The following is a 14,588-nucleotide window of genomic DNA, read 5'->3' on the forward strand; positions in this document are numbered from 1 at the left end:
TGACAACGTTGTCATTGTGTGTAAAAGGCAAACCAGTTGAAAAACTGGGACGCAAAGCCTCCGGTCTAAGGGTTCGTCTGTACCTATGATAGCGGGGATACCACAGGTTTTTCTTCGTGCAGTTGTCAGTCGTTTTGCATGGTTTTAAGAGAGTGCTGTTTCCTGTCTACGCTTTGTTTGCCTTATTGATTCATATAAAAATTCAATAGGGATATCTCATGTTCAAGACTCAAATTTCAACATCAGCCTTGCTAGTGGCATCAGCACTGGCATCTACCGTGAGTGCCAGCGTTTTTGCAGCGGCGCCCGGTAAACCGACTTTAGGTTGGGGCGAAACTAAGTTCGCTATTATTGAAGTGAATCAAGCGGCTACTGCTTACAATCAATTAGTTACGGTGAAAGATGCCGCCGATGTCTCCGTCAGTTGGAACCTTTGGAGTGGCGATGTGGGCAATAGAGCCCAAGTGTTACTCAACGGCAATGTAGTTTGGGAAGGCCCATCTGGCGCGTCGGGAACCGCTAACTTTAAGGTGAACAAGGGCGGCCGTTATCAGATGCAAGTACAACTGTGTAACAGCGATGGCTGTACGGCGAGTGATGCTAAACAAATCCTCGTGGCTGATACCGACGGCAGCCATTTAGTACCACTCAATGCTCCCCTAAAAGAAAACAACCGTCCCTATGCGAATAAATCAGGCAAAGTGGTGGGAGGTTACTTTGTCGAATGGGGCGTATACGGCCGTAAATTTCCGGTCGATAAGATACCTGCGCAAAACTTAACCCATATTTTATATGGCTTTACCCCAATTTGTGGTGGTGATGGAATCAATGATAGCTTGAAAGAAATCGAAGGCAGTTTCGAAGCGTTGCAACGTGCCTGTAGTGGTCGTGGTGATTTTAAAGTTGCGATTCACGATCCTTGGGCGGCGATTCAAATACCGCAGGCGGGAGTGAGTGAGCATTCAGATCCTTACAAAGGTAACTTTGGTCAATTGATGGCACTTAAGCAAGCACATCCAGATTTGAAGATTTTACCTTCGGTTGGTGGTTGGACCCTCTCGGATCCCTTCTTTTTCTTCGGTGATAAAGCAAAGCGCGATATCTTTGTCGCTTCGGTGAAAGAGTTTCTACAGACCTGGAAATTCTTCGATGGCGTAGATATCGACTGGGAATTTCCAGGGGGGAATGGCGCTAACCCAAATTTAGGTAATGCCAATGACGGTGAAACCTATGTGACTCTGATGCGTGAACTGCGGGCGATGCTTGATGAACTAAGCGCCGAAACGGGTCGTACCTATGAGCTGACCTCAGCGATTAGCGCTGGTGACGATAAAATTCAAAAAGTCGATTATCAGGCTGCTCAGCAGTACATGGATTACATCTTCTTGATGAGTTACGACTTTAATGGTGGTTGGACTAATACTGAACTCGGCCATCAAACCAATCTGTATGAAGCGAGTTGGGATCCCAATACCCGTTACACCACAGCTAATGGCGTTAATGCGCTGTTAGGCCAAGGCGTGACCCCTGGGAAAATTGTGGTCGGTGCCGCTATGTATGGCCGCGGCTGGACAGGTGTCAATGGCTACAGTGGTAATAATCCTTTCACGGGGACGGCAACGGGCAAAGTAAAAGGTACTTGGGAAGCTGGTGTGGTAGATTATCGTCAGATAGCGAATGACTACATGGGAAGCGGTTGGACTTACAGCTATGACGAAACGGCCGAGGCGCCATCTTTGTTCAAGGCATCTACTGGCGATTTAATTACTTTCGATGATGCTCGTTCAGTTAAAGCCAAGGGGCAATATGTGCTTTCTAATCAACTTGGTGGGCTTTTTGCGTGGGAACTTGATGCCGATAATGGTGACATTCTGAATGCCATGCACGAAGGTTTAGGCCATGGTGAAGGCACCACTCCGCCAGTGAATAAAGCGCCCATTGCCAATGCGGGCGTGGATGTGAATGTCACAGGTCCCGCCGATGTGACGCTCAATGGTAGCGGTTCGCGCGATCCTGAAAACGCTGCTTTAAGCTATCTCTGGACTCAAGTCTCTGGGCCAAGTGTTGCCATCGCGAATGCAGATATGGCGAATGCGACTATTCAACTGGGAGCAACCCAAACCGATGTCGCCTATGGTTTTAGCCTTAAAGTCACCGATCCTGAAGGGCTATTTACCAGCGATACTGTGCTGGTGACGAACAAGGCTGATACGCCTAATCAAGCACCTGTAGTGACTCTGGCTCCGACTACGACAGTTGAAGCGGGTAAAATCGTCAGTATAGTGGCGAATGCCTCCGATGCAGATGGTGATGCCTTAACCTACGCTTGGACTGTGCCCGCAGGCGTGTCGGCAACCGGGCAAAATAGTGCCACGTTAGTCGTTACTGGCCCCAATGTTACCGAAGCGACCCGCTATGGTTTGAGTGTGCTGGTTTCCGATGGTGCCTTAGATGCAAGCGCATCGACTAATCTGACCGTGACGCCAAAAGTGGTCGGCGGTGGATGCGATGCAACCGATCCCAATGCCGGTAACTATCCTGCTTGGCAAACCAGTGTGGTATACAACACGGGTAATACAGTGAGTCATAGTCAGTTGGTATGGAAAGCAAAGTATTGGACTCAGGGCAATACGCCATCTCGCACCGCAGACCAATGGCTGCTACTCAGCCAAGTTGATCTCGGTTGGGATGCAGGTGTGGTGTATAACGGCGGTCAAACCACCAGCTATAACGGTCGTGTATGGAAGGCGAGTTACTGGACTAAAGGTGATGTACCGGGTGTTGCAGCAGTATGGGTTGATATTGGCGCGGCAACCTGCCAGTAATCATCCAAAATTTTGACATTATTGGTTAAAAAATAAAGCCCTGCGAAGATTCAGGGCTTTTTTCTTTATTAAGCGTTAGGTTTTTTTATGAATACAGCCGAATGCGTTAAGACAGACTCATTGAAGACTGATTTAATCAATCTTAAGCAGTTCCACATCAAAAATTAACACAGAACCACCACCAATCTTGCCCGTGCTACGGTTACCGTAGGCGAGTTCACTGGGAATAAAAAAACGCATTTTATCGCCAACAACCATAAGCTGTACGCCCTCGGTCCAACCTTTAATCACCCTATTAAGCGGAAATGCGATGGGTTCGCCGCGATCAACCGAACTGTCAAACACAGTACCGTCAATCAAAGTGCCATGGTAATGGACTGTCACTGTATCGCTGGCTTTAGGATGAACTGTGCCATCGCCCTGAGTTAATACTTGATATTGCAAACCTGAAGCTGTGGTGATCACACCTTCTTTGGTTTTGTTTTGTGTTAAAAACTCATTGCCTAAACGGATATTTTCTTGGGCGGCTTTTTGGCCGTTCATCGAGGTAAAGAAGTAAAAAATCACCCCAGCAATCACCACAACGGCAAGTAACATTTTCATATAAAGAGCACCTTAGTTAATTTTTGCCATATTATCAGTTTTTTAGCATCAGATGCTATCGGCACTCGCGTGTGCGTTGAGCGGGATATCTGGTGCTACCAGTTCAAACCGTTAAAAACTCCTTCAAGACTTTATCCTGCTTTAGAGATCGCTTAATCTGTGGGCTTAAGACTCAATAAAAATTCAATAAAAACAAATAAGAACTAGGGCGTGTTGACGTTTTAGTTCAGATAATAAACAAGGAAAGTCTATGTTAAACAAAGCGGCAAAACCTCTGGTCAAACTCGTTGACCGATATTTACCCGATCCTTATATTTTCGTGCTTTTACTTACCTTAGTCGTATTAATTGCTGCTGTGGTCGCTGAACATAAAACCCCGCTGGAAGTCATCAATTATTGGGGCGATGGTTTTTGGACGCTGTTAAGTTTTTCGATGCAGATGCTGTTAGTGCTGGTGGCAGGATTTATGTTGGCAAGCTCGCCGCCGATTAAAAAGATGCTCGATGCCATTGCTGGATTGGCTAAGTCGGCACCACAAGCCATTATTTTAGTGACTTTGGTGTCACTGGCCGCCAGTTGGATTAACTGGGGTTTTGGGCTAGTGGTGGGTGCGTTATTTGCCAAAGCCTTAGCTCGCAAAGTAAAAGTGGATTATCGGCTGCTGGTCGCCAGCGCCTATTCCGGCTTTGTGGTTTGGCATGGTGGGCTTGCGGGTTCGATCCCATTAACCATAGCGACGGTGGGGCATTTCTCTGAATCACAAATCGGTATCATCCCCACCAGTGACACCATTTTCGCGAGTTATAATTTATTGTTAGTGGCAATTCTGTTTGTGGTCATGCCCTTAGTGAATCGCTTTATGTTGCCAGAAGAAAAAGACAGTGTTTATGTTGACCCAAGCGCCCTTGATGACAAAGACGCTGAACTTGATGCTTCGGCGTTAGAGCTTAACTCTGCAAATGTGAGCGAGCGTCAGTCTGAAAGCCGTCCTGCGGATAAGTTAGAAAATAGTCGTTTACTCGGCTGGAGCGTCGGTGGCGCTGGGCTTGTATACTTAGGTTATTACTTTTGGGTGCAGGGCGGCAGCTTAAACCTCAATTTAGTGAACTTCTTATTTTTATTCCTCGCCATACTGTTACATCAAACACCACGCAGTTTATTAACCAGTTTGAATGAGGCCATTAAGGGCGGCGCAGGTATTGTTATCCAATTTCCCTTTTATGCGGGCATTATGGCTGTGATGGTGCAATCGGGTTTAGCTCAAAGTATTTCGGAAGGTTTTGTGGCCATCGCTAGCGCCGAGAGCCTGCCATTTTGGAGCTTTATCAGTGCAGGAATTGTGAATATTTTTGTGCCATCGGGAGGTGGCCAATGGGCGGTGCAGGCACCGATTATGCTACCCGCCGCACAGGCTTTAGGTGCAGATGTCGCTCGGGTCGCAATGGCCGTTGCTTGGGGAGATGCGTGGACTAACTTGATTCAACCTTTCTGGGCACTGCCCGTGCTGGCGATTGCAGGCTTAAAAGCGCGGGATATTATGGGCTTTTGTTTAATGCAATTGATGATCACTGGCGTGATTATCAGTATCGCGTTGAGTTGGTTCTAAAGGTAAAGTACAGCCAATTTTGCATTTTAGAGAAAGTGTAGGGCAATTTAAAATTGCCCTTTTTTATTGGCGATGAATGATTAAAACCACTTTTGTGGGTATTGCCGGCGGCAAAGTAAGTTGTGATACAGCCAACCAAAAGCCAGAATGAGCGCAACACCACTGGCGACGGGCATATACAGAAAATCCCAGTGCTGCGCCGTGAGCATAACGACCAGAGGATTCGCTCCCGCGGGTGGATGCACAGTATGAGTTAACATCATGACCGCTATACCTAATCCGACCGCAAGCCCTAAGGCTAGCGGGGAGACTCCTAAAGTATTTAGAATGATCAGTCCAACCAAACTCGTGAGTAAGTGGCCGCAGAGAATGTTTCTCGGTTGAGCGAGTGGACTTTCTGGCAAGGCAAACAACAACACCATAGTGGCACCAAAGGGGGCCATCAACCAAATGGTTTGCGGTGTTAGCTGTTCAAGCGTCGCTAAACTACTGATACACAACGTGGCTCCACACCCTGCGAGCAAGGCCATCTTTAGATTCTGTGGATTGATTCTTTGCATCTTTTCTCCCATTAATGGCTTGTGTTAAGCCCTTATTTTGATAATGAATTGTGGACGTGAATGTTCAGCAAACCATCGCCGCTAACATGCCGTGGTGTTCCGTGTTCACTCTTGATTTCACTATTAACTTAATTTAGTTACCGAAGTAGACAAATTTGTCTACCGATGTGAATGTTCTCACGGGTAGACTGATTTGTCTACTCGTGAGAAGATAGGACTCATATTTGTTAGCTAAAATTTGCTAACGAATGTTTACCAAAGAAGAGGAATGAGTTGATGCAGGGCACTGAGATTCAGACAGGTACGCCATCGGATAAACGGCAGCAATTGGTCACTACCGCATTTAAACTGTTTTATTTTCAAAGTGTGCATGGGGTGGGGATTAATCAGATTTTGCAGGAATCGGCGATCGCCAAAAAAACTCTGTACCACCACTTTGCCAGTAAAGATGAGTTAGTTGAAGCCGTGGTTCGCTATCGTGATGAGGTATTTTATCAATGGCTTAGCGAGCGAGTGAACGCATTGCCAGCGGGACGGGAGGGCATTGGTGGGTTATTTATCGCGCTCGATGATTGGTTTAATCAAAGAGTGCCGCAACTGTGTGAGTTTCGCGGCTGTTTTTTTATCAATGTCAGCGCCGAATTTACTGAGCCGAGCCATCCAGTGCACCAACTCTGCGCCCTGCATAAACTGCGAGTGGCGAGTTTAATTGAACAGCAAGTATCGGCATTGGGCTTGCCAGAAGCTAAGACCCAATTTCTCGTTGCGGCAATAGGTTTACTCAAAGAGGGTGCGATAGTGTCGGCGCAACTAAAAGGTGACACTCAGTCTGCACTGTTGGCGTTGTCTGTGGTAGATCAGTTGATCGATGCCGCGACTCATGCTGCTTAGACTGCCACCCTCAGATGGCGATTCTTAGATAAGGCGCCTTATATAAAAGCCTTTGTATAAAAGCTCTTACATAAAAGCCCTTAAATAAGAGCATTAGATAAACATATCTACGGCGCCAGTTTTTATGCCATAACCCAGTACGGCTAAGTTGGCGACAACGGTGAGCCAAAAGACGTTTCTAAATGAGGCTTTAATGGACTTGTGTCTTAACAGGTTTTGGGCAAATAGAGCGCCGGGCCAACCGCCCATGAGAGCGAGCAGATGTAATGTGCTTTCTTTAGTGCGCCATTTATTACGTTTAGCGGCGGATTTATCAATGGCATAGGCGATAAAGGTGAGCAGGCTTAGCGTGAGGTACATGCCCGCAATCCCGACTGGCAGCATATGTTGCTGTGCTGCGCCGATTAAGCTAGCAAGAAAAATCACCACCAATAACAGCGGCATAAGGCTTGAGCCTGAAGCGGCTGTATTGGATTTTTGAGCGCGACTACTTTGGGCGCGATTGTTTTGTGTGCGACTGTTCTGAGCGCGACCGCTTTGTGCTCGATTCTTTTGCGGGCGATTGGTTTGAGGTGAAGCGCTGTTGCCCGTTTTAGTAGTTTTTTTGTTCGTCATTATCTGGTATCAATCTCGTGTCAGTGTTTTTAAGCTTGCTTATGTACTTGTGTTGTCGTGTATTTTTTAAACGCGAGGTGGCGCCACAGTTTCTCTAGCGGCCCTTGTTTGAAATAGTGTAAGTACAGGCTGGCTAACAGTAATTGCACTACTGAATAAACCAGCGCCATGGCCATGTATCCCCATCTATCTAAGCTCAATAGCAATTCGGGAGCTAAGTGTCTAAACACTAACACGCCAACGATGGATTGCAGAATATAGAGACTAAACGCGAGTTTGCCAACATTTTGCAGCGGAGTCAGTATATTAGGATTATTCTGGCAAACCTTTACTATAATATGGATGTAAATCAGCGCCATAGGAATAGCACTTAGCATGATTAACACATCTGAAAACGCAACGAGAATAGTATTTTTCGTTAAACCTAAGATGGTATCAAGCAGTGATAGCGTTACGCTTGCTAGCACTAACTTTACCAGTACCGATTTGCTAAAACCTTGCTCAAAAGTCCCTTGTTGATACAAGGCCATGCCGAGCAACATCAAGCCAGCCGTAAACCACATTATGGTAAAAGGGATCACTAGTGCCATATAGCCAACTTGCATCAATTGCAGTAATAGTTGGTCGGCATAGCCAGAGGTCCATGCACTGTATTGCTCTGCAAATAGACTCGATTCTCGAGTGAAAGGTTCATCGCTGCCCGTAAGGCTAACCAGCGTAATGATAACTAAGGCGCTTAAAATAAAAATATTCGCTTTGCGCTTAAGGGCTTCAACACTTAAATCTTTGTAACACAAAGCTAAAAATCCGCTGATGCCATAGGTGAATAAAATATCACCTGACCAAATAAAAATGCCGTGGAGTAGGCCAAATACAATTAACCATTTTAAACGTGATCGCAGTAGGGAATAAGCTTCTAGGCCTTTGGCGCTAAATCGCTGATATTGAATAAAAAGCCCGACACCAAACAAGATGGAAAACAGACTGATAAAGCGTGCCTCGATGAAAAAGTTACTGAACACTTTGATAATGTGATCCGACAGCGGCTGTGTTTCATGGGGCGCATAGCCAAAAAAAGTAATGCCCATAAAATAGATATTCATAAAAAATATCCCCAACACGGCTAAGCCGCGAATAGCATCGAGGTTGGCATTACGCTGTGCGGGTATCGTCATTACAACAGGCTGCGTGGAGTCTGATCTTGACCAAGGGTCTTTAGGTAAGTTGGCTGGCACGTTAGCTGAGTTCCTTTCGCTAGTAGACATGTTCCACTTTTCACTGGGATTTGGGAGGGCTAGCCTAGCAGGCGCTAGCCTCCAATGAAATACAGTCAACACAAAAAGTAAAATACAGGAAAGGTAGAAGGTGAACTAGCGCCAACGTAAAAAGTGAAATACAAAAATGCAGAAACGGATTGAGAAGACTGTCGAACCATTACTCGCCGATATCTTCGTTCCAGAGTGTGGGATTGCTGGCGATAAAGTCCTGCATCAATTGTTTGCACTCGGCATTATCGACCACAGTGACATCCACACCGCGCGATTTTACATAGGCTTCAGGCCCTTGGAAGGTAGCGTTTTCACCGACGATGACTTTTGGTATGCCATAAAGTAATACTGCGCCGCTGCACATATCGCAGGGTGATAGGGTGGAATACAAGGTCGCCCTTTGGTACTCGGCGGCGCTAAATCGGCCGGCATTTTCGAGACAATCCATTTCGGCATGCAGTACTGAACTGCCTTTTTGTACCCGTTTATTGTGGCCGCGCCCGACGATTTTGCCATCGATCACTAATACCGAACCAATGGGGATGCCGCCCTCGGCGAGTCCTTGTTTGGCTTCTTCAATGGCTGCCGCTAAAAATTCATCCATCTTGATATCCTTAAAATATGAACCCTGAGTATTGAACTCAGCATAGCACTCGTTTGGGAGACAATCTAAATGGTTTTGATTTGTTGCTTCAATAAGTTCCTCAGGCTATCGAGAATTGGCAGCGAAGCCATTTCTGGCCGATAAATCAGGCAGATATCGGCGGGGATGGTTTGTTTTAATTTAATAAACTTTACCCTAGGCCAAGGCTGTGATGCATAACTTTGTGGCACTATGGATACCCTGTTATCGCCAGCGATGATGGCCATCAAGCTATTGGGCTCGACCATTTCCTGTACTAATTGCGGCATAAATCCTGCGGCCTGACAGCTGGCGATAATCAAATCGCTAGAGGCGGAATTGGCACGGCTGAGTAAGGTAAAAGGCTCATCTTTGAGTTCACTCAAGTCGATGCTTTTGCGTCTGGCTAAGGGATGCTTACTTGCCAGTGCTAACACCATAGGTTCGCTGGTGATGGTTTCGTCGAGAAGGTGCGGCAAATTTAAGGTATCGGCGTAGCGCACTAGGCCAAAATCGATTTCTTGATGTGCTAAGGCGACTTTTTGAGTTTCGGGTGATAACTCTTGAAATATCAGCTCATTATTAGGGCATTGCTTACGAAAGCTTTTCAGTATGTCACCAAATCCCATCCAAAACAGCGAGCTCATGATGCCAATCCGAATATGGTTTCTATCGAGTCGCCCAAGCTGAGCCACTTGTTCCAATGAGGTATTCACCAGCTCGAATATTTGCTCGCACTTCTCTCTTAACAATTGGCCATAGGGCGTGAGTTCGACCTGACGAGTGCTGCGGGTGAACAGGTCAACGCCAAGGAGCGATTCTAACTCTTTGATTTGTGCGCTCAGCGGAGATTTCGATAAATGCAGTTGCTCGGCGGCAGCGGTAAAGTTTTTCACTTCAGCCACTCGATGGAAATACCGCAGCATCTTCAAGGTGACGAGTTCAGGTGCGTTTATCTTGCTCATCTTAGGCTCACTATTTTCAGCTATTGTCCTTTTTATCAGCGCAATAGTGCGATTAATCGCGATTATTTGCAACCCTAAGCCCGCTTATACTGAGGGTCGTTTACTCTTTCATTCCCTTGCTATGAGGTACCTTGTATGAGCCATGATCCCGTTATTAATGCCCTTGCGACGATTCGAGCCCGTAAACCGAATTTCTCTCCCCGCGCCGCTATGATTTTGGGCTCAGGGCTTGGCGCGTTTGCCGATAATTTAGATAATAAAGTGGTGATCCCCTATGAAGAGTTAGACGGCTTTCCTGTGAGTACCGTCGTCGGCCACTCTGGAGAGCTTGTGCTCGGCAGCTTACATGGCATCGATATAGTGTGCATGAAAGGCCGCGGGCATTTTTACGAGCATCAAAGCATGAAGGTGATGACGACGCCTGTGCGTACTTTCAAACGTTTAGGGTGTGAATTGTTACTCGTGACTAACGCTGCGGGGTCATTACGGCCAGAGCTGATCGGCGTGGGATCATTAGTGATTTTCAGCGATCACATTAATACTATGCCGGGTACGCCCATGACGGGCGCAAATGATGATAACTACGGTCCACGCTTTTTTAGCCTAGCCAATGCTTATGATAAAGACCTGAGATCAGAAGCCTTAAGTGTCGCAAAAGCCGCAGGCATTGAAGTGAATCAAGGGGTCTTTGTGTCTTACTCTGGCCCGTGTTTTGAAACCGCGGCTGAAATCCGCATGATGCAAATTATCGGTGGCGATGTAGTGGGAATGTCCGTGGTGCCAGAGGTGATTTCGGCGGCGCATTGTGGTTTGCCCGTGTTGGCTGTGTGCGCTATTACCAATATGGCAGAAGGATTGGGGGACGTGCAGTTATCCCATGAACAAACCTTAAAGTGTGCCAAGCTTGCTGAAGCCGACTTTATCCGTTTAATTGAGCGTTTTACTGCAAGCCATTTTGCTTAATATTTTGCATCACTGGGCTGCTATTTTAATAGCTCGTATTTAAGCATTTCGGATTTAAAAGAACAGATTTAAAAGTTTGTACTTTTATGCGAGCAAGGCGCCGCGCAATTCAGTTCACCGAATGTTTTTGCGAAATACGGCGGGAGGTTAAAAAGTAAAGGGAGCGAAGCTCCCTTTTTTAAATGCTGACATTAAGTGTAAGTCTTGATTCAAAGCGTTTATTTTTGCGGTTTTTCTGAAATCCACAATTTGATATGTCCTTTCACCACAACCACTCCTTGGGTGTCGTAGGCGGTAACGGGGACCAGCATATCGCCAGGAATCCATTGCTCTGGTGTCACTTCGGCGACACATAAAATATCGCTGCCTGCTTTAGCCGTATAATCCAAACTCATGCCCTTAGGGATCCAACGTAAATGTTTTGGAATAGAGGCTTCGGCCATCACGCCCATGGCCATTTCTAGACCATTACAAATCGCAATCACATGCACAGTTTTTATATGATTATGAACGGCATGGCGTTTTTTAATTAAACAGGCGCAATGATTAAGGCGTAATTCAGTGATCAGTGGTTTGATGGTGCCGAAATAGGGCGCCATGCGTGAAACCATGATTGAAAACAGTTTTTGGCCGAAGGGATAACGGCGAGTTTTGTGGTAGAGCGCAAGCACTTTATTAGGTTTTTGTTCTGCAGTGCTAGAAGAGTCTGTCTGGCTCATGGTCATCCTTAATAATGGTGCAAAGGGGTGTTGTTATCTTGAGCCTGTTCCAAGTTGAGCTTGGGTTGCTCTGGTCGGATGAGTGTAACATTAGGATAACAACAAATACCAGTCGGCTTAATTAAGTAAACTTCATTTCGCGGTTTTAAGTGTAACACCGTATAATTGCGGCCAATTTGTCGTGTAGCGGCAATGGCATGTTGATTTAACTACAAGGACTCACAGTGAAATATTTGCTGACGTATTTTAAGGGAATGGCCATGGGCGCTGCTGATGTTGTGCCTGGCGTTTCGGGCGGCACCATAGCGTTTATTACCGGTATTCTCGATACTTTGCTCGATAGTGTAAAACGCATTAATCCTTCCCTTTGGGGCGTAATCAAGTCGCAGGGCATAAAAGGGGCATTTGCCCATATTAATGGTGGCTTTTTAGTGAGTCTGCTGGCGGGGATCCTGACCAGTATTTTTACCTTTGCGAAGCTGATTTCTTGGTTATTGGCGGTACATCCCATCCCGATCTGGTCGTTCTTTTTTGGGCTTATTCTTATCTCTGTCGTGCATATGCTTAAGCAAGTGAGTGGTTTCACTGTGGCACGTTTAGGGTTATTTGCTCTTGGTGTGCTGGCTGCATGGGCGATTACTGTACTGAATCCGGTCGCGGTAGAAGCCAGTTACATGAATATCTTTTTCGGCGGCGCGATTGCGATTTGCGCTATGGTATTGCCGGGAATTTCAGGCAGTTTCATCTTATTATTGTTAGGGTTATATCCTGTGGTCCTCGCTGCCGCTAAAAATATTCAGCTGGATATTTTGGCCTGTTTTGCTGCTGGTGCCGTGATGGGATTACTGACGTTCAGCCATTTATTGTCGGCGCTGCTGCGTAAATACCATGATGCCACTATCGTGTTTCTAACCGGATTAATGTTAGGTACCTTAGGTAAAATTTGGCCATGGAAAGAAATCTTAACTTGGCGGACCAACTCCCACGGCGAACAAGTACCTTTGCTAGAGCAAAATATTTCCCCGCTTAATTTTGAGCAAGTAACGGGTCAGCCCTCACAACTGATGTTAGCCATTGTGTGTATGTTAGCGGCGATTGCACTGGTTTGGGGGTTAGAGAAAGTGGGCAAAAGAGATTAGCCCTTTGTTACCTCAACATCATATTCAATAAAAGCAGCGAGATACGCTGCTTTTATTTTTTTGCTCATATGCTCATCTTACTTGAATCAGGTCAGCTTTCGACTTTAGGGCAATGTCATTTTAGCCCTGTTTTGGTTACAATCACAGTTCACATTTAGCGTACTCAGTCGACGTTATGTTCCAGTTTAAACTCAGTGAGAGTTTGCAGTTACGATAAGGATATACTTGTGGATAAAAAACAGGTCTCGTGGGGCGGTGTAGCGCTGGCGATTTTTGCCTTGGGTCATGTGGTTAACTTACTCATAGATAAACAAGATTCTGATATATCGCCCGAATTAAAACAGCAAATTTCTGACACGATATTGGCTCACAGATCACCATCCGCCGCGAATAATTCATTAACGTCCATTCCGAGCAATCTTGAGGTGGCCGACGATTCTACCAAAATCCCTATGCCTGCCCAGTTAGCCCAAGTGAGTCAAATCTACAGTAATCTCAGTGCATTTGCGGCACTCAAGCAAGACGGTACTGTGGTGGCATGGGGCGATGCTGAATGTGGTGGCGATATCAATAATGCCGCAGAGCCTCTGGTTAATGTAAAAGAGTTATACGCGGCGGAGAATACCTGTGGTTTTGCGGCCTTAACCCGTGATGACAAACTTATCCCTTGGGGGATGGGGATGAAGCAAGTGCTGACAGGCGTTCGTTCTTTTGTGTTGGCAGAAGGGCTTTATGCGGCCATCAAACAAGATGGTAGCGTAGTCAGTTGGTCTAATCTGGATTCAACACCAGCCGAACTGCTCTCGGGTCAATATGCTGCGCCTGCGATGACCAATATTGATTTTGTGTTGATTAATAAAGGTGCCTTTGCTGCCTTAAAGCTGGGGGGAGCAGTAGTGACTTGGGGCGATGCCGCTTATGGTGGCGATAGTCGTCACGTGGCCTCTGAGCTTAACCATGTCGATCTGCTCTATGCCAACAATAATGCTTTTACCGCGAGGACTGCGACGGGAAAATTAGTGTCTTGGGGCGGGGTCAGCGATGATCAAAAAGGCCACGAACAACTGGCAAAACTCAGCCAATTAGCGCCTGCCGTGAAAGTTGTCAACACGGATCATGGGTTTGCGGCGCTGCTGGCGGATGGCAGCGTATATACCTGGGGTGAGGGCGAATTGACTGAGTATCACGTCGCGTTTCCAGCGCGTTTATCTACTACAAAACGCGCCAATAAAGTGATTGATATTTATGCAAATCGTGGCGCATTTGCCGCCTTAACCATCAGTCGTCAACTGCACGTATGGGGCAGTAAATTCAATGGTGCCGATACATCAGTCCTACAGGATAAGTTGCAAAAAGTGTACAAGGTTTATCCCTTTGAGGAGGGTTTTGTCGCGTTACGCAGGGATAATACGGCCATTGCTTGGGAAGGTTGGGACTTGGTAGACAAGCAACCACGCTATCAAGAAGTCACTCAGGTGAGCAAAGTGGTGACTTATGAGCGGGAGTTTGCCTTTTTAAAACAGGATGGCACTGTGGTTGATGGCCACTCTGGACCCAAAACTGAAATCACCCAAGCAACGGATATTTTCCCGACAGGCTTAGGGTTTACGGTTAAACGCCAAGATGGTTCGATTGCGGTGTGGATGGGAGGCGAGGCTGCGTTAACATTAGATAAACAAGCCGTTGATTTGAGCCAAATGCGCGACATTCGTAGTAATTTGCTCGATGCCATTGCTTTAATGGCCGATGGCACAGTGCAGGCATGGAATATGATGGGCTTTAGCGGACGAGCTGCGCAATAACAAGCGCAAT

General features: G+C 46.5%; 13 protein-coding genes and 1 riboswitch. Of the genes, 6 read left to right on the forward strand and 7 right to left on the reverse strand.

Translation table 11 applies throughout. The features are described 5' to 3' along the window. Positions 1-16: 16 nt before the first annotated feature. A riboswitch (cyclic di-GMP riboswitch) is annotated at positions 17-105 on the forward strand. Between the two features lie 113 nt (positions 106-218). Then, positions 219-2,825 (forward strand): glycosyl hydrolase family 18 protein, encoded by a 2,607-nt coding sequence (locus L5M18_RS12245; RefSeq protein ID WP_263197118.1) that lies wholly within the window; start codon positions 219-221, stop codon positions 2,823-2,825. Between the two features lie 132 nt (positions 2,826-2,957). On the opposite strand, the gene L5M18_RS12250 is transcribed toward L5M18_RS12245, so the two are convergent. Continuing rightward, positions 2,958-3,428 (reverse strand): FKBP-type peptidyl-prolyl cis-trans isomerase, encoded by a 471-nt coding sequence (locus tag L5M18_RS12250; protein WP_028761331.1) that lies wholly within the window; start codon positions 3,426-3,428, stop codon positions 2,958-2,960. Positions 3,429-3,678: 250 nt separating this feature from the next. Between L5M18_RS12250 and L5M18_RS12255 the strand changes: the two genes are divergently transcribed. Further along, positions 3,679-5,034, forward strand: coding sequence for a short-chain fatty acid transporter (locus tag L5M18_RS12255; RefSeq protein ID WP_263197120.1), 1,356 nt, complete (start codon positions 3,679-3,681; stop codon positions 5,032-5,034). Positions 5,035-5,114: 80 nt separating this feature from the next. Here the strand turns inward: L5M18_RS12255 and L5M18_RS12260 are convergent, their stop codons facing one another. Further along, positions 5,115-5,594 carry an HPP family protein gene (locus tag L5M18_RS12260; RefSeq protein ID WP_131523614.1) on the reverse strand — a complete coding sequence of 160 codons (480 nt, stop codon included), beginning with the start codon at positions 5,592-5,594 and terminating at the stop codon, positions 5,115-5,117. Positions 5,595-5,870: 276 nt separating this feature from the next. Here L5M18_RS12260 and L5M18_RS12265 point away from each other — a divergent pair, with 276 nt between their 5' ends. Beyond that, a complete protein-coding gene (locus L5M18_RS12265; protein WP_173497561.1) occupies positions 5,871-6,485 on the forward strand; it encodes a TetR/AcrR family transcriptional regulator in 615 nt (204 codons plus the stop codon). A 93-nt stretch (positions 6,486-6,578) separates the two neighbouring features. Here the strand turns inward: L5M18_RS12265 and L5M18_RS12270 are convergent, their stop codons facing one another. The 4 genes from L5M18_RS12270 to L5M18_RS12285 form a co-directional block, all read right to left on the reverse strand. Next, the gene (locus L5M18_RS12270; RefSeq protein ID WP_263197121.1) at positions 6,579-7,100 is read right to left on the reverse strand and encodes a DUF1294 domain-containing protein; all 522 of its coding nucleotides are present in this window, start codon (positions 7,098-7,100) and stop codon (positions 6,579-6,581) included. 29 nt (positions 7,101-7,129) lie between these two features. Continuing rightward, positions 7,130-8,335: a DUF418 domain-containing protein gene (locus tag L5M18_RS12275; protein ID WP_263197142.1), complete on the reverse strand. Its 1,206-nt coding sequence runs from the start codon at positions 8,333-8,335 to the stop codon at positions 7,130-7,132. A gap of 199 nt (positions 8,336-8,534) precedes the next feature. Then, a complete protein-coding gene (locus L5M18_RS12280) occupies positions 8,535-8,972 on the reverse strand; it encodes a nucleoside deaminase (RefSeq protein ID WP_028761325.1) in 438 nt (145 codons plus the stop codon). A gap of 65 nt (positions 8,973-9,037) precedes the next feature. Continuing rightward, positions 9,038-9,955, reverse strand: a complete 918-nt coding sequence (locus L5M18_RS12285) for a LysR family transcriptional regulator (protein WP_263197122.1) — start codon at positions 9,953-9,955, stop codon at positions 9,038-9,040. A gap of 135 nt (positions 9,956-10,090) precedes the next feature. Between L5M18_RS12285 and xapA the strand changes: the two genes are divergently transcribed. Then, positions 10,091-10,918 carry a xanthosine phosphorylase gene (xapA, locus tag L5M18_RS12290; RefSeq protein ID WP_131523619.1) on the forward strand — a complete coding sequence of 276 codons (828 nt, stop codon included), beginning with the start codon at positions 10,091-10,093 and terminating at the stop codon, positions 10,916-10,918. A gap of 218 nt (positions 10,919-11,136) precedes the next feature. On the opposite strand, the gene L5M18_RS12295 is transcribed toward xapA, so the two are convergent. Further along, on the reverse strand, positions 11,137-11,637 hold the full coding sequence (locus L5M18_RS12295) for a hotdog fold domain-containing protein (protein WP_131523620.1): 501 nt from the start codon (positions 11,635-11,637) through the stop codon (positions 11,137-11,139). Between the two features lie 224 nt (positions 11,638-11,861). Here L5M18_RS12295 and L5M18_RS12300 point away from each other — a divergent pair, with 224 nt between their 5' ends. After that, positions 11,862-12,776 carry a DUF368 domain-containing protein gene (locus tag L5M18_RS12300; RefSeq protein WP_028761321.1) on the forward strand — a complete coding sequence of 305 codons (915 nt, stop codon included), beginning with the start codon at positions 11,862-11,864 and terminating at the stop codon, positions 12,774-12,776. Between the two features lie 227 nt (positions 12,777-13,003). Beyond that, positions 13,004-14,578: a hypothetical protein gene (locus L5M18_RS12305; RefSeq protein WP_131523621.1), complete on the forward strand. Its 1,575-nt coding sequence runs from the start codon at positions 13,004-13,006 to the stop codon at positions 14,576-14,578. The last annotated feature ends 10 nt before the right edge of the window (positions 14,579-14,588 follow it).

Origin of the sequence: Shewanella sp. SM20 (assembly GCF_025654545.1) — a bacterium.
Taxonomy (GTDB): Bacteria; Pseudomonadota; Gammaproteobacteria; order Enterobacterales; family Shewanellaceae; genus Shewanella; species Shewanella oncorhynchi.